The following is a 20,393-nucleotide window of genomic DNA, read 5'->3' as shown; positions in this document are numbered from 1 at the left end:
TTTAATTAAAGAGAGAATAAAATGGCAGCAGACAAAAATAAAAATGATTATAGTGCCAAAAGCATAAACGTGCTTAAAGGGCTTGAGGCGGTTAGAAAGCGACCGGCGATGTATATCGGCGACGTAAGTTCGCGAGGTCTTCATCACCTCGTTAATGAAGTTGTTGATAACAGCATTGACGAAGCTCTTGCGGGATATGCCGACAGCATAAGCATTACTATAAACAAAGATGAAAGTATAGCCGTTGAAGATAATGGAAGAGGCATTCCTGTTGATATGCACCCGGAGGAGAAAAGATCCGCACTCGAAGTTGTAATGACAGTGCTGCATGCCGGAGGAAAATTTGACAAAGATTCTTATAAGGTTTCAGGCGGTTTGCACGGAGTAGGTGTTTCGGTTGTTAACGCATTATCAGAATGGTTAAAGGTTGAAGTTAAGAGAGATGGAAAAATATTTTTCCAGGAATATAAAAGAGGCGTTGCGCTAAAGCCCGTAAAGGAAACCGGAAAAACAAAAAAGAACGAAACCGGTACTACAGTAACCTTTCTGCCCGACGATGAAATTTTTAAAGTGGTTAAATTTAAGTTCGATACGCTAGCAGAAAGAATGAGGGAACTGGCTTATCTAAATAAAACAGTCATAATTAAAATGAAAGATGTAAGGAACGGCGGCGAAGAGGCGGTCTTTCATTTTAAAGGCGGGTTAGTAGAATTTGTAAAATATCTTGATGAAGCAAGAGAAGCGCTTCACAAACCCGTATACATTGAAGGTGAAAAAGACGGAACCCCAATTGAAATTTCTTTCCAGTATAATGGCGGATATACAGAAAATATTTTTTCTTATGTGAATAACATTAACACGCATGAAGGCGGAACTCACCTCGTTGGTTTTAAAACCGCGCTCACAAGAACGCTTAATAATTACGCGTATAAAAACGGACTCATAAAAGAGGGAAAAATAAATCTAACCGGCGATGACTTTAGAGAAGGATTGACAGCAGTAATATCAGTTAAAGTTGCAGAGCCGCAGTTTGAGGGACAAACAAAAACCAAACTCGGCAACAGCGAAACAAAATCGGCGGTTGAAACGCTGGTTGGAGAAAAACTTGCAGAGTATCTCGAAGAAAATCCTTCGGTTGGAAAAAAGATAATTGAAAAATGTATGCGCGCTGCTGAAGCAAGAGAAGCCGCACGAAAAGCACGCGATCTTGCAAGAAGAAAAAATGCTCTTGATAATATGAACCTCCCGGGAAAACTTGCCGACTGTTCAATTACGGACCCAGAGCATTGCGAGATATACATTGTCGAAGGCGATTCTGCGGGGGGTTCTGCAAAGCAGGGAAGGGACAGGAGATTCCAGGCGATACTTCCTTTAAAAGGAAAAATATTGAATGTTGAAAAAGCAAAGCTGAATAAGATACTCGAGAACAACGAAATCAAAGCGATCATATCTGCGGTTGGTGCCGGCTTTGGAGTTGACTTCGATGAATCAAAATCGCGCTATGGAAAATTAATTCTCATGACAGATGCGGACGTTGATGGAAGCCACATCAGAACACTGCTGCTGACATTTCTTTACAGGCATATGAAAGAACTTATAACGTCTGGAAAAGTTTATATTGCTCAACCGCCCTTATACAAAATCAAAAAAGGCAAAGAAGAATTTTATGCTTATGATGACAATGAGAGAACAGAAATCCTAAAACGGCTAAAAGTAAACGGCAAAGAAATTACCGGCGACGAAGAGCTTCTTGACGACGGTTCGGTTAAAGGCGTAACAATATCGCGTTATAAAGGATTGGGAGAAATGAATCCGGAACAGTTATGGGACACGACAATGAACCCGGAAACAAGAACAGTTCTTCAGGTTTCCGTTGAAAGCGCCGCGGCAGCGGATAAAATTTTTGAAACTCTTATGGGCGATGAAGTCGAACCAAGAAGAGAGTTTATTGAAAAGAACGCGAAGTATGTCAGGAACCTTGATATCTGATATATTCATCAAAAATATTTTTAACATAAAAAGAAAAACTTAATGGCAACGATATTTGAAAAAATAATCCCGGTCTCTCTTGAAGAGGAAATGAAATCATCATACATCGATTACTCAATGTCGGTAATCGTTGCAAGAGCTTTGCCGGATGTAAGGGACGGACTTAAGCCCGTCCACAGAAGAGTATTATACGGAATGCATGAACTTGGTGTTGCATACAACAAGCCGTATAAAAAATCCGCAAGAATTGTTGGAGAGGTTCTTGGTAAGTATCACCCGCACGGAGACACCGCGGTATATGATACGATGGTAAGAATGGTTCAGGATTTCTCTCTTCGTTATCCGCTTGTTGATGGTCAGGGAAATTTTGGTTCTGTTGACGGCGATTCACCGGCGGCAATGAGATATACCGAAGCTCGTCTTGCAAGAATAGCGGATGAAATGCTTCGCGATCTTGATAAGAATACAGTAAACTTTGCGCCGAATTTTGATGACTCGCTTGAAGAGCCGACGGTAATGCCTTCATATCTTCCTAATCTTTTGGTAAACGGATCAAGCGGTATAGCGGTTGGTATGGCAACAAATATTCCGCCGCATAATTTAACAGAAGTTGTTGATGGATTAGTTGCGCTAATAAAAAATCCGGAACTAACATCAGAAAAATTAATGAAGTTTGTAACCGCTCCGGATTTTCCAACGGGCGGAATTATATACGGATATGCTGGCGTAAAAGAAGCATATACAACCGGAAGGGGAAGGATTGTTGTCCGGGCAAAAGCAAATATCGAAACGCTTAAAAACAGCCGGGAAAATATTGTTGTCACCGAACTTCCATACCAGGTTAATAAAGCAAATTTGATTGAAAAAATAGCTGAACTCGTTAGGGAAGGAAAAATCACTGAAATTTCCAACATCAGGGACGAGTCAGATCGCGATGGAATGAGAATGGTTGTTGAATTAAAACGCGATGCCCAACCAGCCGTCGTTCTCAACCAGTTATTCAAGCACACGCAAATGCAAACCACGTTCGGTGTTATTATGCTGGCGCTTGTAAACGGCACACCAAAAGTTCTTACACTAAAAGAAATGATGCAGCACTTTATTGATCACAGGATGGACGTGCTGGTAAGAAGAACAAAGTTTGAGCTTGATGCCGCAGAAAAAAGAGCGCACATACTTGAAGGCTATATAATTGCTCTTGATAATATTGACGCGGTTATCGAGACGATTAAAAAATCCCGCGATGTTGAGACGGCAAAAGCAAACCTCATGAAGAAGTTTAAGCTTAGTGATATTCAGGCGAAAGCAATTCTTGACATGAGGCTGCAAAGACTTACCGGGCTTGAAAGAAAGAAAATAGAAGATGAATACAAAGAAGTTATCAAGCTGATCGAAAAACTCAAAGGCATTCTCGGCAGCGAAGAGAAGCGCTATCTTATAATCAAAGATGAACTTCTTGCATTAAAAGAAAAATACGGCGATGAAAGAAGAACGGAAATAATTCATGATTATGAAGAGTTTTCTTTAGAAGATATTATTGCCGAAGAAGACGTTGTCGTAACAATATCGCACCAGGGATTTATTAAAAGATTCCCGGTAAGCGGTTACCGTAAACAGGGTCGCGGCGGCAAAGGCGTAATCGGGTCAGGCACAAAGGAAGATGACTTCATTGAACACATGTTCATTGCATCGACTCACCATTACATTCTTTTCTTCACTGAAAAAGGAAAATGTTATTGGCTAAAAGTTTTTGAAATTCCTGAAGGCGGTAGAGCATCAAAGGGAAGATCTATTTTAAATCTACTTCAAAAAGAAAAAGAAGATAACATAACAGCATTTGTTTCAGTAAAAGAATTCACCGAAACGAATTACCTGATTATGGCAACTCAACAGGGAACAATAAAGAAAACAGTTCTATCTGCCTATGGTAATGTTCGTAAAGGCGGCATCAATGCAATCAATCTGGTTGACGGAGATAAATTAATCGAAGTTAAAATGACAGACGGGAACAACGATATTGTCATCGGAACAAAACTTGGTTTTGCAATACGCTTTAACGAAAAGGATGTTCGTGATATGGGGCGGACAGCAACCGGAGTAAGAGGAGTTCGCTTAACTAAAGGAGATATTGTCGTCGGACTTCTTGTAATGAAACGACAGGATAACATACTTGTTGTTACTGAAAATGGCTATGGCAAAAGGTCAGACATCAACGATTACAGGATCACAAAACGCGGCGGCAAAGGAGTTATCACAGTAAAAACCAGCGATAAAGTCGGAAAGATGATGGCAATGATGGAAGTTGTTGATGGGGATGAACTGGTCATCATTACAACCCAGGGAATGGTAATCCGACAGAGCGTTAAAGATATCCGCGTGATGGGACGTAATACTCAGGGTGTCAGAGTAATACGTCTGAACGAAAGCGATAAAATAGCCGATATAGCAAAAGTAGTTCCTGAAGAAGACGAAGAAGCCGGTACGAATGGAAACGGCAGTTAGATAAACACTTAAACCTTGTGTAAAAAAATGCCCGTTCAATACGGGCATTTTTATTTTAAGGAAATACGACTCTCCTTTTAAGTGAATTTATTTTCTCAAGATCAATCGTTATTATGCTTTTGAAATATCCGCTTATGATTTAATTCTGTGATTTGTATTTAAAACTGCGCTGTCAATTATTTTTTAGCTAAGGAGATGCTATGAAACAACATTACATTCATTTATTTGAACACAACGATTGGGCAAATAAACTCTCGGCCGCATCAATAAGCGAAACAAAAAACATAAACCCGAAAGCAGTTTCAATTTTTGCGCATATTGTTAATGCACAGCAATTATGGCTTAACAGGATTTTGGGCAGGTCCGGATTAAAACCGTGGGATGAAAGGTCGCTGGATGAATCTATAATTTTTTCATCTCAAAGCACAAAAGACTGGATGGAATTTTTGAAGAACTCCGCAGAATCTGATATCGAAAAAAGTATTAGTTATCAAAACTCTAAGGGAGAAAATTTTTCAAATAAAATTGGTCAGATAATAAACCAGGTAATCAGTCATTCATCACACCATCGCGGACAAATAGCGTTGTTGGTAAGGCAATCTGGTGGTGAACCGGCAAGGACGGATTATATTTTATTTAACCGGTAAAAAATTATTTCGGAAACCGGTTTTTAATTTCCTGTTCGGTTAAGAAGTAAAGAGCTATAACTGAAGCAATCACAATAAAAACAGAAATTATAACTTCAGGCAAAGGATTGATTACAGGAAATGGTAAAGCGATTACGCCTATAACAATCAGTATCACACCTGAAAATAACATAACTCTTGAAGAATATTTTTGTGCAAAATCCCAGACCTCCTGTGAACTCATGGAACTCTTCGTTCTGTAACCATAATACCAATTAATTTTTTTCGGCGGGAATTTAAGCTGAATGTACGACGCTAATATAAAAACGAAACCCGTTAGAGCGGGTATTAGGAACAAGGGTTTTATGCCTGGATCTAAATTCATTGTTCAATTGTTTCTATATACTTACGAATATAATTATGCATGTGTTTGAGTCTATATTGCATAATATATCTGGGATGTTCAAGCACAAATATCTTTTTAAAGAAATTAAATTCATCATTAAGCGAATTAAAATACTCCGCGTTTTTCTTTCCAAGCAGAATAACATAATCCCGGTTTGCGCCGAAATTAATTTGAGACCTTAGATTTTCAACAATACTCTTTCTTAAAAGCCCGCTGGTTCGTTTATCGTCATAGTAATTATAATTTTTTCCGTCCTTAACCAAAGCAAAAGGGTAAAGCGCTGAAAGAAAAACTTTAGAGAAAAATTTTTTAGTTCCGCCGTATTCATTTACAACAGAATAAATAAACCTGCTTGAAAGTTCTTTCTGATTACCCAGGCTATTATCTATTCCGCAATGTTCTTTTAGTTCAACCGGATCGGTGAACGAAATACCGGTTAGTCCGCCGCCGAATCTTCCCGGGTTGATGCCCAAAACAAAAACTCTCTTGTTATTATCCCGGTAAAATTTTTTATAAAACAAAGATACACAGCTCTTAACATCTCTCGTTGAATACGGATTAATTATAGATGCGGCTCCGGAGGCTTGAACAGATGGAACTAAGTTGTTAAAATATTTAATGGCTCTTGAAGCAAAAGTCAAAATTTGTCCCGCAAAAGATTTAACCGGATTCTTTACCAATACGAAGAGGTTTTATTTTAATATTATTGGCACTGTCTTCAATCAATATGTTAAGCCTCCTCAATCTTGTTTCCTCCTGTTTTGCGCTCATCACCCAGTGAATTGAAACCCTTTGGTATGAAGGTGCCATTGAGGTAAAACTCTTCCATGCGGTTTTGTTTGATTTAAAAATTTTTTCAAATGCAGGATTGAGAACAATACTGCGCTGTTCAAATGAATAAACTTTCGCTTTTTTCTTATCCAACTTTTTGAATGCTTCTGTTCCGGCTGGTTTCATCAAGCCAAGCTTTGTAAGTTCATTAACTTTATTGATGTTGATTGCGCTCCAGTTGCTGCCCGGTTTTCTGGGGGTGAAACGGTTAGTATAACTTTTCTCGTCGATTGATTTTCTTATACCGTCAATCCAGCCAAAGCATAAAGCCTGATCAACCGATTCAGACCAGGTTATGCTTTTAAGCCCCGAATCCTTTTTATAATATCCCACCCACAGTTCTTTTTCTTTATGATGATTTTTTTCAAACCAGTTCCTTAGTTCAGCAGAAGTTTTAAAGAATTTAGGATCCATAATTATTTGTTTTAATAAAAGATCATTTAAGAAGAACCATTTTTTTTGTTTCTGTAAAACTACCAATATTAACTTTATAAAAATAAACCCCGCTTGGAAAGTTGTTAGCGTTAAATTCAATTTCATAAACGCCGGCGGATTTTTCTTCGTTAACAAGTGTTACAATTTCATTTCCAAGTATATCATACACTCGCAGCGTTACTAACGAGAGGGGCGCATAAAATGTTTCCCCGACAGTATATTTTATTTTTGTTGTCGGATTAAATGGATTTGGATAATTATGACTTAATTCAAAATCGCGAATCGGGTTAGAGGTTTCTTCAACAGGAAGGATTAAAAAACCCACATTGTTCAATCCATGAACTCTTCCGGGTGTTCTGTGAAACACAATCAAACTATCTCCCAGCTTGCCGCTTGTCACATCACCCCAACTATATAAGGTAAGATCTTCCGCCAAAGCGATTGCGTGCTGATCGCCTAGCCCAATTGAAATAATTTTATTATTTGAATTGTCACCCAAAAACATTGATCCATCATATAACCCTTTAAGAACATGTGTCGGGATTCTTTTGTTAACAGTCGAGTCGTTTCCGATTTGACCATTTAGATTTTGTCCCCAATTAAAGAGAGTTCCATCTTCCATTAAAGCCGACGAGAAAAAAGAACCAGCGGCGATACCAATAATTTTGTTGTTGGGATTATCGCCGAGAAAGGTTGTTCCGGCATAGTTTCCCTTTAAAACTCTAACCGGAACATAGCTATTGGCGACAGAATTAATTCCAAGTTGTCCGTCTGTGTTTCTTCCCCAGTTGTATGCGGTTCCATCTTCCGCAAGTCCAAGGGAGTGAGAATCTCCCGCAACAATTTTTATAATTTTGTTATTTGAATCATCGCCTAAATAAACTGTTCCGGAATATGCTCCTTTCAAAACTTTTATTGGAGTATGTCGATCTGTGTCGGTACTATCTCCTAATTGCCCCCTGTTGTTTTCACCCCACGAATAAACGATGCCATCCTCTGCAAGTGCAATTGAAAAATATTCTCCGGCTGCGATATCTAATATTTTATTATTGGGATTGTCACCAAGAAATGTTGTTCCAATATATTCCCCACATAAAACCTTTATCGGCGTTCTTTTGATTTCCGTTTCATTGTTGCCCAACTGTCCATGCTCATTGTTGCCCCATGAATAAACGGTACCGTCTAGCGCAAGCGCCAATGAAAAGTAAAATCCGGAAACAATTTTAATAATTGGATTGGCTGGATTATCTCCGAGATAAGTAGTTCCTTCATATTCTCCCTTTAAAACTCTGCCAGGAGTTAGCCTATAGGTAATTGTTGTATCGCCCAATTGCCCTGTTGCGTTTCCACCCCAACTGAAAATCGTTCCATCAGCAGCAAGGGCAATTGTAAAGTTGCCACCCAGAGAAATTTCAGTTATCGGATTTGAAGGGCTATCGCCGAGATATTGAGTTCCCTCATAGTTTCCCTTCAACACCCGAACCGGAAGCCATCGAACAGTTTGTGTGCTATCGCCAATCTGACCAGACGAATTATTCCCCCAGGCATATACAATACCGTTTGAGTGAATAGCAGCAGAATGATCGGCTAGCGGCATTTTGCCTAACTTTTGAGCTGACAGTGGAGCGTATGTTAAAAGGAATAGTAAAACGATGAATAACATATCAAAAAATATAAATTCATTTTTTTTGTTAAAATATTTCATGCATTGTCCTTCTTTGAATTTAAGTTTAATTATTCAAGTGTTTTTTTACTGTGAATCGATATGGCCATTAAAAACCCCCCGAACCTGGATTGCCCCGAATCAAATTGTTATTTGAGTAGTAACATTTTATTTGTCTGCGAAAAAGCCGCACTTTGAAGTTTATAAAAGTAAATACCGCTTGGTAAATTTGATGCATCAAACTCAATTTCATAAACGCCGGCGGATTTTTCTTCGTTGACAAGTGTTACAATTTCATTTCCAAGCACATCAAACACAGTTAACTTTACCAATAAAAGGGATGCATAAAAAGCATCCCCGACAGTAAATTTTATTTTTGTTGTCGGATTAAATGGATTTGGATAATTCTGTTCAAGAGAGTAAGTATTTGGTCGGGACAAATCCACGTCAACAACTTTTGAATATTCATAAGAACCATCGTAATCAATCTGTTTTAACCGGTATTGATACTTTCCCGTCAAAACATTTTTGTCAGAGAAAGAATAAAAATTCTGCTCAGTAGTTGTTCCCTTTCCTTCAACAAACCCAAGCACACCCCAACCCTGATTTCCTATTTCCGATTGCCTTCCGACATTTTTTCTTTCCACTTCAAACCCGCGGTTATTAACTTCTGTCGAGGTTATCCAGCTAAGACTAACACTTGTTTCATTAGCTTCGGCAGAAAAAGATACAAGCTCAACAGGTATTTGAGGCGCAGAAACAGGAAGCAAAGCATTATACACATTTAATCTTCCGCCGGTTACAGTTATTCCCTGTAAGGCAGATATTGAATCGGTAGCTTCAAATAAAATATCTCTGAACATAATCGCGCCATCAGATAAATTAGATTTGTAAGATGCTAATATTTGTGAATCCGCGGCGGCAAACATTAGTGCAATTGCCCCGGTAACTTGCGGCGTTGCCATTGATGTGCCGGTAAGATTTTGATAATTATTATTCGGATATGTGGACAAGACGGATGTTCCCGGCGCACCAAGATCAATTGTATTTAAGCCGTAAGCAGCGCCTGAATTTTTAGCATCGGTTCGCGTTGTGTTTGTTACGCTTATCATATATGGGCTTGGGCATCCCGTTGGTATGTCTCCAACAACATCGATATTCCAGTTTGCATTTGCTGTTGCCCCGCAATTTAAAACTCCCTGTACGCCTAATGAGTCATATATCGCGCACCACAAAGGATAATTTGCCGGCTGTCCCTGATCAACTCCAAATGACGCATTTGTTGAAACAATAAAAGCACCCAGAACTCCGTTAGTCTCGTTATACAAAGAACGCATTTCCAATACATATCCATAAGCAGCAATCACAGTTGCTTCGCTGGATGAAGATCCTGCTATCGGCATAATCCTGCTGTTCCAGTTAACACCGGAAACTCCAAGATTGTTATTTCCTTTTGCGCCAGATATTCCCGCTACGTGTGTACCGTGTGAACTGCCGGGAACGGTTCCGTTGTTTCCGTAAGCATTCCAACCGCGGTAATCATCAATATAACCATTGCTGTCATCATCAATTCCGTTTGATGGTATTTCGCCATAGTTGTACCAGTATGGCAGGTCGTTATGATTCAAATCGCATCCGCCATCGATAATTGCAATAACAATTGTATCTCCATCCGCAGTTAAGCCTCCTGTTGAAATATCCCATGCTTCAGGCGCATCGATGTCGGCATCAACAGTTCCACCTGATTGTCCGGTATTGTGTAAAGCCCACTGTTCATTGAATCTTGTGTCGTTGGGAAAAGTCGATAAAACAGTGTAAGGGTTATAATTATTCAGATCAAAAATTTGCGCGGATCGTTCAGAGAGAACATGATTAAACTGAACGGATTTAACGGAACGATGAGTTCTTATTTCGTAAAGAACATCCGAAACATCTATCTTTGTTTCATTATAAGTACAAAGCCAGATATTCATTCTTTTAGAAAGCAGTTGTTTTATTTTCAAATCTAAATTCTGAAATGCATCTTTAAAATTATTTAACTGGTTTGCAGCATTAAGCTGAACAATTATTTCCCCCCTAACAATATTTTGTTCCTGGGCTAAAACGAACTGGAAAGAAATGACATAAAACAGTATAACCGGGAATAAAAATTTTTTCATAACGACTTTCTTAATGTTCGGGGGAGGTAAAATTATTTGCGGGAGAAGTTAAGAATATTTTTTAAGATTGGGTATTTATAAATCTAACTTTGTGCCGCCTCACCGAAAAGCTCAAATATTTTGATTTTTATCAATTTTGTACTAATTTGAAATGCGGTTTTCGGAAACCGTAGTGTTTTATTAATTATTTTTAGAGGTAAGTTAGTGAGTACTAAACTTTTTGTGGGTTCATTGCCCTGGGCAGTGAACGACGAGACTTTGCAGGCAGCTTTCGAAACTCATGGTAAAGTTGTTTCTGCTAAAGTCATTACCGATCGCCAGACCGGTAGATCAAGAGGATTTGGATTCGTAGAAATGGAAAACGAATCTGAAGCAAGTGAAGCGATCAAAGCTCTTAACGGTTCGGAAATGAATGGCCGAAACATTATTGTCAGCGAAGCAAAACCGAAGAATTAAAAATATATTTGGTATACTTGCACACTCTTAAGCGCTCTTTACGAGCGCTTTTTCTTTTTAAAATATTTAAAAAACGAAAGAACTTAATCCGACCCTAAAGTTATTCTCACCGCGGTGATTTAGTTTCCAGGCGAACTCAACACGAATTGGAAGCAAAACATGTCCAAGCCCGAATCCGGCTTCATAAAAAGGATGTGTAAATGTATTTGCTTTGTGTGGCTGAATCGATTCCGTAGGCGTTTTAATATCAGAATAAGCAATATTAAGAAATGTATTTAGCTGAATCTCCCAGCTTTTTAATCCAGGAATGCCCATCCACCTGAAAAGTTCATCTCTTAAATTATGTTCAATAAATGCTGTAAAAACGCGTTCGCCTAAAATTTCATTTACTTCGAGCGTACGGAACGAATAATTTCGTGAAGTAATATCAATATTGCCCGGAAGGGAATAAAGCATCTGGTAAGGAAGAGTTCCGTCATTATAAATTCCGTTTGCACGAATATTTAAAACAGAAGAATTAAAAACATTCAGGTTAACAAACGTACCGAGCGAATAAGTTTTAAAATTAAGACTGCTTTTCAAAAGACTCTTGTCGGAATAAGTAATGCCGCCGTCAAATGTCATATATGACTTGTTAAATGATGCCCGTCTTCTGTAAAGTCCGTCTTCAATATATTTTCTGAAATCTAAAAAGAATCCTGCAGTCAAAGCATTAATCTTTGTTTCATTTATTACGGGATTTTGTCTGTAACTGCGATCTTTTGCGAAGAAAGAAAAATCGCTATTGTTAACAGCATTATTATCTGTTCTGTTCAAGAATCCGGCATTTAGTTTCAGCACAGGAAACACTTCGCCTGAAAGATTAAGTTTGAAGCCTTTTGAATAATAGTAATCGCGGAATTCATACTTTGACGCGAGCGAAAGAATTGTTGACGTAAGTTCATTATAATCTTCTGAACCGCCGAAAAGTATTTTTATATCATTAAAAACATTCAATGAAGCGCTGTAAGTTCTGTAATCGCCCAAAAGATAACTCGCGCTAAAATCCTGTTTGAATTTTTTATCGGAAAAACCATAAGTAAGATCGAGCGAAGAACTAAATCTTTTATCAAAATAGTCATCTAAATAAAATCCGAAATCAAGAGCGTGACCCTCAACACGGTTGAAGTGATATAAACCAAGTGGTGCAGTCGTTGAAAAATTTTCTGTAAAAGACATCCTTGAGCTCAGCCAGGAAAAATCATCCCAGAACGTTCTTGGTACATTGCTAATACTGTCGATACGTTGATATGCTGTTTGTTCCTCTGATGTGCTGGGTATCGTTTGGCTTGCTGTCCAGTAAACTGAATCTTTCCTGTCGGCTTCAGGCAGAACAGTAAGTAAAGCCATATCAAAAAAATCATCTTCAATAAGCGGATTGATCTTATAGTCATACAATATCGTGTTAAGCTCAAACCCAAATCTTATTAATCCGATTATATTGGCAGTGACAAACAACCTGTAATCTACCGGCATATAAATATTTTTCTGGTATTCAGCAAACTGCTGGAAAATATTTATTGTATCAAATACCCCTCCAGTGTTTGCGGCGCGATTCAGGTTCAGGTCTACTTTTATCATATCAAATGTGCTGTCGGTTATAAAAACATCACCAGTAAAACCGGGATCATTTTCATCGTCAGGAGTAAATTTTATCTGAAACACTTTTTTATCATCGATGGGCAAAGTTCTTACTATGTAAAAATAGTAGTAGCCTAATGCATTGTCTGCTAAAGGACCCGGCAGGTCTTTACCGAAAAAGTTTATATCATCAGAATAAAAATTCTGAATTAGTCTTCCTCCTGTAAGAACATTTATTGATGAAGGAAAGTTAGAAGATTGTTTGCGTGCAATTATTGTTTCCTTGTACTGGTCGGGTTTTTTATAAAACCCTTTACTCTGATTTTCAAGTATGCCGGTTATTTTCAATTCCGAAGTATCCGTTGTTCCGATTCCAAGACTGACAGAATTGCCCCCGGCTTTAATATCCTCTTCGGTGCGGATTATTCCTTTTGTATAAGCCTCAAACTCATAGCTAATTATTTTTTCATTTCGTTCTTTTTTCCGGGCGATTGCTTTTCTTATTATTTCAAGCGCGGGATTTTCTCCCGGCAGAATAACAATTTCTTCCAGCTCAACATTTGACTGAGCAAGATTAAAATCAGCTTCCATATCAGCAGTGTTTAAATTCACCGCAACGGTATCGGAAATATATCCAATGAACGAAGCTATAAGAAAATACTTTCCCGGCTTCAGCTTCAGTTCATATTGACCGTCTTTATTTGCTGCTGTGCCGAGCGTTGTTCCCGCAACTCTTATGTTGGCAAAACTTAACGGAGAACCGGATACCTGTTCTTTTATAATTCCCGAAACAGTTAACTGTTGTGTATATATTGTTGAAACTGAAAATACAAGAAAGCAGTACAAAAGGATTGATTTCATAAAGTTTAAATATTTTTGTGAATAATAAACCGGATAAAATTAGCTAAGTAATATTATGCAATACAAACCTATTTCGTAAACACAGAAATTCAAACGGTTAAATGTAATGAACAATGGATGGTTTTTACCTGTTTATAATTACTATCTTTGAACCACAAATTACCCGGAGAAGAAATGTTCCTTAAAAAAATAATTATCTGTACAATATTTTTAGTAATAACCGCGATAGAATTGCCGGCGCTGAATCAAAAAGCCGACAGCCTTCTAATACCCGAAGGGATGACGGGCGATACTGTAATTTCGAATTATGTAAAAGCCATCGGCGGAGCGGAGAATCTTTCCAGGATTGTAGATCGGACAACTGTTATGCGCGGGGTCGTACAGGGGGTTAATATTCTTATCGTGTCTTACCAAAAAGCGCCAAACAAACTGAAACAGGAAATTCGCGCAGGCGAAGTAGATCAGAAAGTATTTTTTGACGGCGAAAAAGGGATTCAACTTATTGGTAACGACAAAACCACGATAGAAGGAAGTGAACTTGAAAAATTAAAAATAGAATCTACGATAATCCTTTTGCTTGAACTTGATCACTATGGAGTTAAAGCAAACTTAACAGGTATGGAACTGATAAACGGAAAACCAGCGTATAAAGTTGAAATGATTTTGCCGTCAGGAACCAAGTGGCTTCAGTATTATGACGCTCAATCATTTCTTAAGGTGCGCGAGCTGAAAGACATTAACACTCCGCAGGGAACGTTTACTCACGAAGTGCTTTACTCGGACTACAAGACAATTGACGGATTGAAATACGCATTTAAGCTGACACAAAAGATCGGCGGACAAAGTCTTGATTTCAACATCAGCTCTGTAAAGATTAATTCCGGGTTATCTGATCGCGAGTTTGTGATCGAATAAACAAAACTGCATGGTAAAGAACAATATTTCAGTCGTCGTTTTTGATCTCGGTAAAGTTTTAATTCCATTCGATTATAAAAAATCGATTGATAAACTCGAGCTGATAGAAAAAGATCTCGGCAAAAAATTTTATGAGTTCTATCAGAATAATTACCAGACTCATAGAAAATTTGAACGGGGCGATCTTCCAGAAGAAGAATTTATTTCCATCATGCTGAATGCGCTTGAACATAAAGTCAGCAAAGAAATTTTCATTCAATACTACTCGGATATTTTTACTCTTAATGAAAATGTCGCCTCACTGCTTCCGCTTTTAAAAAAGAATTACACCCTTTGTCTTTTATCAAATACTGATTCGCTTCATCACAAATACGGCTGGTATAAATATGACTTTCTGAAATACTTTGATAAACTTTTTCTTTCATACCAGGTTGGCGCAGTTAAGCCCGAAGAGAAAATTTACCGGGCAGTTGAAGAGTTCACAAAGAAGCCTTCCTCAGAACATATTTTTATAGATGATATTCCCGAATACGCGGAAGCCGCAAGAAGGTTTGGTTGGAATGCAATTCAATTTCAGAACTATGACCAGCTAGTAAAAGCGCTGGAAGAAAATAATATTGTTCTATGAAAAAAAACTATTTTGCCGAATTAGCCGTGCGGCTGGTGTTTGTCCGGTTACGTTTCGGCGCTTCGGAGGGTTGTACTCCTTCTTTTCTGTTTGATGCTTTTTCTTCACCGACACTTGTTTCGGGTTTCTCTTCTTCTGTTTTCGATCGCTGAATATTTAGAATTAAACCGTCATCATAATTTTGTTTTATCTGCTCCATTGAGAAGGCAAAAACATCACGCGCAAAATTCTTATCAGTTGAAAGCATTTTTATTTCCGACTGACTTTCCTTCTCTTCAACATGAAATTTTACATAAACCGAGTCATCTTTTACATCAACAATTTTAAGAAGTGAATAATTTCCGTTGTCGGTTTTTATTTCGTAAACATCACCCGATTCAGGTGAGTTGAGATAATCCGCAAAATCATCCTGCCCGGGCTTTGAACCTGAATCAATAAATCTGAATACAAAAAACACAGCGGCTAAAAGAAAAATAAACAGACCGGAGAATAAGTAACCGGGCGAGCTTGTCATGTTTTTCATCTGCTCGGTTTCAAGAAAAAAACTTGTCGGCAAAGTATGAAGCTCAGGTTTATGTCCGCATTTAGGGCATGTTGCCTTAACATCTTTTCCAGCAGGAAAAAACGGGATCCATAGCAGCGCAAAATACCGCGCATAAATATCAACCATCATCATTTCATCTGAACCGCAAGAGGGACACTTACTGCCGATTGCTTCAGTTGAAAGTTTTTTTCTGCCGATTCCTATGAATGCCATTTTTCTTTCCTTTAAAATCGTTGTTGGGTTAACAGTCAAATGAAGAGCTGCGGGTTAATATAAAAATTATTATCCTTTTTATCCTGCTGATTATCTAAATCTATTTTGAATGACAAACCCGGTAGAAGAAGGGAGATTTTTTCTTTAACAGGCACGGCTTTTCCATTTATTATCTTAAGCCTCGCGTTGATTCCTTCAAAATAGAACATCCGTTCTATGTTCCTGCCCTTCTTTATCATTTAATTTTGTATCAGTCAAATCAATTGATAATTAATCTAAAGGATACTTATATGAAAAAGACAGGCGTTACTGTATTAATTCTTTTGATGACTTTTGCCGTAAATCTTTTTGCGCAGAATGTATCATCACAAATGTTTCCGTCAAAAAAATATTCATCACTTCTTGAAAGAACAGGAATAAAATTTAATGGAAATAAAACCTCTTCATCTGAAGACAACAATAAAAGATCATCAACAACATACAAAGTACTTGAGAACGGGTTTGTACTTGCAACAACCGTAACACAACTTGGCGGCGGAGGCACTTGGACAAACTATGAATCAGAGAAATTTTTATACGACCAGGACTTTAATCTCATTGAAGCCCTTTCACAGGTATGGGATGGCATAAACTGGATAAATGATACCCGCGCACTTCAAACTTATACTGCATCTGGAAAACTTGAAGATAAATTATTACAACTGTGGAACGGAACAGATTGGGACGATGATGTAAAACTAAGCTACGAATACAACGCGCAGGATAGAGTAAGCATGGTTACTTATTTTTCTGTTGTTCAGAACGGCGTATACACACCTTACAGCAGGGACCTTTTATCATACTCGGATAATCCTTATACAGAAACAACAGAAATTCAGAATATGGATAACGGCAGCTGGCTGAACATAAGCAAAGTTATTTCTGTATTTCTTGATGAGGAACGCGTGCTTGAGCAAATTATTTACGGCTGGGATGCAGGCTCATACGTTCCGGGATCAAAGACTACGTTCACTTATGAAAATGATCTTCTTAAACAAACAACCGGTTTTGTGTGGGGCGCAGCGCAATGGGATTCTCTTTCAAAACATTCTTACATTTATGATGGATCCGGAAGAATGATCGAATTCACTTCTTCAAGTTTTGATTCATCCTCAAATTCCTGGCAGAATCTTTTCAAAGGAAACACAACCTACTGGGGCTCTGATTCTGCGATGTCGGTTATTCAGCAGGGACTTGAAAACAACAACTGGGAAAATCTTTTTAAAACACGCAGTCAGTTTAATACAGCGGGAAAATTAATTAATGTTCTTTACTCGGACTGGGTCAACGGCGACTGGGCGCCGCAGGCAATGAGTGAAACTTTTTATGATGAACACGGCAACGATATTGAATATGTGGAAAGATCATACTTTAACGGACAGTGGGAAAACGCAGGAAGGATTTTAAGAACATACATTCCCGATAACACCACGGGCGTTGGCGATGATCCTGTTTTAGCGGACGGTTATGCATTGTACAACAATCACCCGAATCCCTTTAACCCGTCGACGGTTATTCAGTATAATCTTCCCTCAGAAAGCTTTGTCTCAATAAAAGTTTATGACGTTACCGGCAGCGAAGTAACGGAACTTGTAAGCGGCCTACAAAGCGCTGGATTAAAAAATATAACATTCAGTGCGAGAGATCTTTCAAGCGGAGTTTACTTTTACATAATCAATGCAAAGTCATCAGACGGCAAACAAAATTTCAGCGAAGTTAAAAAGATGATGTTGGTTAAATAACGCAGTCATTTATGCAGATGTCCAAATATGAATGATGAATCATAATCTCGTTGATAAAAAAGTGCCTCCGCTAAGGAGGCACAATTTTTTTAATCACAATGTACTTCAGTTATCCCTGTGATAAAAAATCTCGAATCTCTTATTAAACTCAAATCGTCTTCCTTTCCAGTACATAGTATTATCTTTTATCAATACCTCCCAGTAACTGTCATCATCCTCGCCGGCGTCGCTGTCGATAAATAATTCGTTGTCCTTTTCATAATAATACCATTTACCTGAATTTTCCTTTACGTCTCCGCTTCCGCTTTCAAACGTACCCCTGTTTTTGTCACCGGCATCATTAATAAAACGTATCCACCTGTTGTTGTCCGGATTATGAATCGCAGTAACATCTTTCGATAGTTCCTCAACTTTTTTCATGTTCCACTTACCCGCGATCTTCGCGCCCAGATCATCGCTGTTACCGCACGAACTAAAAAGAATTAAACTAATGAAGAATAAAATGGCAGATATTGATTTCATATTATTTGTTCCGGTAAATTATATAACAAACAGGATTTGCTGCGAAATAAAAATAGAGTTATGCAGAGGAAACGGATTTTCAAAAATCGTTTAGTTATTAATTTGCGATCCACAGTATTTACAATATTTAGCGTCATGATCATGACCTTCTTTAAGGCAATTAGGGCACGTCTGTGTGTCCACTGATTTTCTTGATACATCGGCTATCTCCACAGATACAATGCCTGTCGGGACAGCAATAATTGCATAGCCCATTATCATTACGATGGAAGCAAATACCTGACCGAGCGGTGTTTGTGGCGACACATCACCATATCCAACAGTAGTCATGGTTACAATTGCCCAATACATACTGAAAGGAATGCTGGTAAATCCGTTTTCCGGACCTTCTATTACATACATAACAGCGCCGATTACTACAACAAGTATTAAAACGGTAAAAAGAAAAACAGCTATTTTTCCGCGACTTGCCATTAAAGCTTTTTTTAAAATAGCCGCCTGCCGCAGAAAATGTGTAAGCTTTAATATCCTGAATACACGCAGAAGTCGAAGAACCCTGATTACAAGAAGATACTGACTGCCGGTAAAAACAAGACTTAAATAAGTGGGAAGTATCGCCAGCAAATCAATTACTCCGTAAAAGCTCAGGACGTAACGCAGCGGTTTATTTGTACTGATGATCCTTAATGTGTACTCAACTGTAAAGAGAATAGTAAAAAACCACTCGAGGTAATAAAATGTGTTGCCGTAAGCTAATCTTATTTCTGCAATGCTTTCAAGGAATACAACAAGCACACTCAAAAGAATTGCCCACAGCAGAACAATATCGAACCACTTGCCGGCGGGAGTATCTGCTTCAAATATTATTTCATAAAGCGCAGCTTTTAAATTCTTTTTGTTTCGGTTAACATTTGTTTTGTTTTTCATTCCGGGTAACATTAAAAATAAATTGATACTTAAAAGTATAATTTCATCTTTATATAGAAAACCACCAGGGAGAAAAAAAATAAAAAAGGGAAAAGGAAGGCGCCTTACTTAAAGATCACAACACCGATACTGTCCATCACAATGAATTAGAAATGTCGCCAACCCCCGTCATGCTGCCTGCCCCTCTGGGAACTCGTTTCAGAATCTCTCCAAACCAATCGCCACACCTCGATGTCTTTGCCATCACCAAAGGAAACCCCCACACCCTACTTTACCAAAACAAATTTCTTTGTATCCGAAAATCCCCCCGATTGCAGGCGGTAAAAATAAACACCGCTGGAAAAATTTTTTGCTGTCCACTCCTTCACATAATTTCCGGCAGGAGAGTTTCCCTCAAACAAAGTTTCTACCTCACGCCCGTTTACATCATAAACTTTAAGACTTACATAAGACGCCGACGGTATTGAATAACTTATAGTAGTACTCGGATTAAACGGGTTGGGATAACTTTGAAACAATTTAAAATCAGAAGGAAGTTCGTTCAGATCATCCGTCCCTGTTGAAGGAGAATACAAAGCGATCGTTTCACCATTCCTTACCAGCAGCCTGTTTGCCGGAACAAACCGCGACACCTTATCCTCATCATAATTATCCGGCGGAGGCTTTGTATGCATGGGTATACTGTAATCTGCCTGAACCATTTCTGCGGCAAGAGTTGCAGCCGCTGGCGACATTGTATAAATACTATCGATAGGGAATAACGCATAAGTAATATTACTGTCCGCAAGATTTGCCATCTCGGGAATATTTCCCGTATCACCAGCGTGATAAAGCCTTATGCCGTTAAACTCAATTACATAACCTACGCAGCTATTGATATTATGATTTGCGTTGTACGCGGGCACCGAATAAATTTTTATACCGTCAATATTAAAAACCTGGTACACCCCGCCTATGTTTGACTGTACATGAGTAATAGTAGTCGCCGTTGTTTTTTTCTTAACAAGATTTTGTTGATTGTGGTCGGAATGCCCGTGAGTTACAAGCACTATATCCGCGGAATCAGAATAATTCCCGGGCTGGAACGGATCGATATAAATAACCTTACCGTCAGCCGTTTTTATTTTCATACTTGCGTGACCGATATTGTGCAATGAATCCGCCGCTAAAGTTAACGTGCCGGAATCTGCGTCTGATTCATTAACAACCGGAGGCATAGCCGCCGTAAGCAAAAACAAGCATAAGTAAAGAATAAAGTAATTATAGTTTTTCATGTCCGAACCTATATGATTATAAAAAATTCTTGTTTACTCTC

Annotated in this window: 18 protein-coding genes; 7 read left to right on the top strand and 11 right to left on the bottom strand. The window is 38.4% G+C overall.

Translation table 11 applies throughout. From position 1 onward, the window contains the following. Nucleotides 1-21: 21 nt before the first annotated feature. From gyrB to IPM56_17505, 3 genes are all read left to right on the top strand, one after another. The gene (gene gyrB / locus IPM56_17515; protein QQS36012.1) at nt 22-1,989 is read left to right on the top strand and encodes a DNA topoisomerase (ATP-hydrolyzing) subunit B; all 1,968 of its coding nucleotides are present in this window, start codon (nt 22-24) and stop codon (nt 1,987-1,989) included. Nucleotides 1,990-2,031: 42 nt separating this feature from the next. Further along, entirely contained in the window at nt 2,032-4,491 is a 2,460-nt protein-coding gene (gene gyrA, locus IPM56_17510) for a DNA gyrase subunit A (protein ID QQS36011.1), read from the top strand. A gap of 200 nt (nt 4,492-4,691) precedes the next feature. Further along, nucleotides 4,692-5,138, top strand: coding sequence for a DinB family protein (locus IPM56_17505; protein ID QQS36010.1), 447 nt, complete (start codon nt 4,692-4,694; stop codon nt 5,136-5,138). A gap of 4 nt (nt 5,139-5,142) precedes the next feature. Here the strand turns inward: IPM56_17505 and IPM56_17500 are convergent, their stop codons facing one another. From IPM56_17500 to IPM56_17480, 5 genes are all read right to left on the bottom strand, one after another. After that, nucleotides 5,143-5,361, bottom strand: coding sequence for an SdpI family protein (locus tag IPM56_17500; GenBank protein ID QQS36009.1), 219 nt, complete (start codon nt 5,359-5,361; stop codon nt 5,143-5,145). 137 nt (nt 5,362-5,498) lie between these two features. Further along, nucleotides 5,499-6,164, bottom strand: coding sequence for a DUF4918 family protein (locus IPM56_17495; protein ID QQS36008.1), 666 nt, complete (start codon nt 6,162-6,164; stop codon nt 5,499-5,501). A 19-nt stretch (nt 6,165-6,183) separates the two neighbouring features. Continuing rightward, nucleotides 6,184-6,768, bottom strand: coding sequence for a YdeI/OmpD-associated family protein (locus IPM56_17490; protein QQS36007.1), 585 nt, complete (start codon nt 6,766-6,768; stop codon nt 6,184-6,186). 22 nt (nt 6,769-6,790) lie between these two features. Next, the gene (locus tag IPM56_17485) at nt 6,791-8,494 is read right to left on the bottom strand and encodes a T9SS type A sorting domain-containing protein (protein QQS36006.1); all 1,704 of its coding nucleotides are present in this window, start codon (nt 8,492-8,494) and stop codon (nt 6,791-6,793) included. Nucleotides 8,495-8,601: 107 nt separating this feature from the next. Beyond that, nucleotides 8,602-10,611 carry a S8 family peptidase gene (locus IPM56_17480; GenBank protein ID QQS36005.1) on the bottom strand — a complete coding sequence of 670 codons (2,010 nt, stop codon included), beginning with the start codon at nt 10,609-10,611 and terminating at the stop codon, nt 8,602-8,604. A 204-nt stretch (nt 10,612-10,815) separates the two neighbouring features. Between IPM56_17480 and IPM56_17475 the strand changes: the two genes are divergently transcribed. Continuing rightward, nucleotides 10,816-11,067: an RNA-binding protein gene (locus tag IPM56_17475; GenBank protein QQS36004.1), complete on the top strand. Its 252-nt coding sequence runs from the start codon at nt 10,816-10,818 to the stop codon at nt 11,065-11,067. A 66-nt stretch (nt 11,068-11,133) separates the two neighbouring features. On the opposite strand, the gene IPM56_17470 is transcribed toward IPM56_17475, so the two are convergent. Continuing rightward, the gene (locus IPM56_17470; GenBank protein QQS36003.1) at nt 11,134-13,548 is read right to left on the bottom strand and encodes a carboxypeptidase-like regulatory domain-containing protein; all 2,415 of its coding nucleotides are present in this window, start codon (nt 13,546-13,548) and stop codon (nt 11,134-11,136) included. A gap of 174 nt (nt 13,549-13,722) precedes the next feature. Here IPM56_17470 and IPM56_17465 point away from each other — a divergent pair, with 174 nt between their 5' ends. Together IPM56_17465 and IPM56_17460 are read left to right on the top strand one after the other, a co-directional pair. Next, nucleotides 13,723-14,463 (top strand): hypothetical protein, encoded by a 741-nt coding sequence (locus tag IPM56_17465; GenBank protein QQS36002.1) that lies wholly within the window; start codon nt 13,723-13,725, stop codon nt 14,461-14,463. A gap of 10 nt (nt 14,464-14,473) precedes the next feature. Beyond that, the gene (locus IPM56_17460; protein QQS36001.1) at nt 14,474-15,091 is read left to right on the top strand and encodes an HAD family phosphatase; all 618 of its coding nucleotides are present in this window, start codon (nt 14,474-14,476) and stop codon (nt 15,089-15,091) included. A 7-nt stretch (nt 15,092-15,098) separates the two neighbouring features. Here IPM56_17460 and IPM56_17455 read toward each other — a convergent pair whose 3' ends face one another. Further along, a complete protein-coding gene (locus tag IPM56_17455; protein ID QQS36000.1) occupies nt 15,099-15,848 on the bottom strand; it encodes a hypothetical protein in 750 nt (249 codons plus the stop codon). Nucleotides 15,849-15,883: 35 nt separating this feature from the next. Continuing rightward, on the bottom strand, nt 15,884-16,087 hold the full coding sequence (locus tag IPM56_17450) for a hypothetical protein (protein QQS35999.1): 204 nt from the start codon (nt 16,085-16,087) through the stop codon (nt 15,884-15,886). Between the two features lie 51 nt (nt 16,088-16,138). Between IPM56_17450 and IPM56_17445 the strand changes: the two genes are divergently transcribed. After that, nucleotides 16,139-17,629, top strand: a complete 1,491-nt coding sequence (locus IPM56_17445; GenBank protein QQS35998.1) for a T9SS type A sorting domain-containing protein — start codon at nt 16,139-16,141, stop codon at nt 17,627-17,629. 105 nt (nt 17,630-17,734) lie between these two features. Here IPM56_17445 and IPM56_17440 read toward each other — a convergent pair whose 3' ends face one another. The 3 genes from IPM56_17440 to IPM56_17430 form a co-directional block, all read right to left on the bottom strand. After that, nucleotides 17,735-18,151: a hypothetical protein gene (locus tag IPM56_17440; GenBank protein QQS35997.1), complete on the bottom strand. Its 417-nt coding sequence runs from the start codon at nt 18,149-18,151 to the stop codon at nt 17,735-17,737. A gap of 90 nt (nt 18,152-18,241) precedes the next feature. Continuing rightward, nucleotides 18,242-19,090 carry an ion transporter gene (locus IPM56_17435; protein ID QQS35996.1) on the bottom strand — a complete coding sequence of 283 codons (849 nt, stop codon included), beginning with the start codon at nt 19,088-19,090 and terminating at the stop codon, nt 18,242-18,244. A 254-nt stretch (nt 19,091-19,344) separates the two neighbouring features. Next, on the bottom strand, nt 19,345-20,352 hold the full coding sequence (locus tag IPM56_17430; protein ID QQS35995.1) for an MBL fold metallo-hydrolase: 1,008 nt from the start codon (nt 20,350-20,352) through the stop codon (nt 19,345-19,347). Nucleotides 20,353-20,393 lie beyond the last annotated feature (41 nt).

The organism is Ignavibacteriales bacterium, assembly GCA_016700155.1.
Classification (GTDB): domain Bacteria; phylum Bacteroidota; class Ignavibacteria; order Ignavibacteriales; family Ignavibacteriaceae.
Note: the sequence above shows the minus strand (reverse complement) of the source record. Positions and strands in the feature narration are given on the sequence as shown.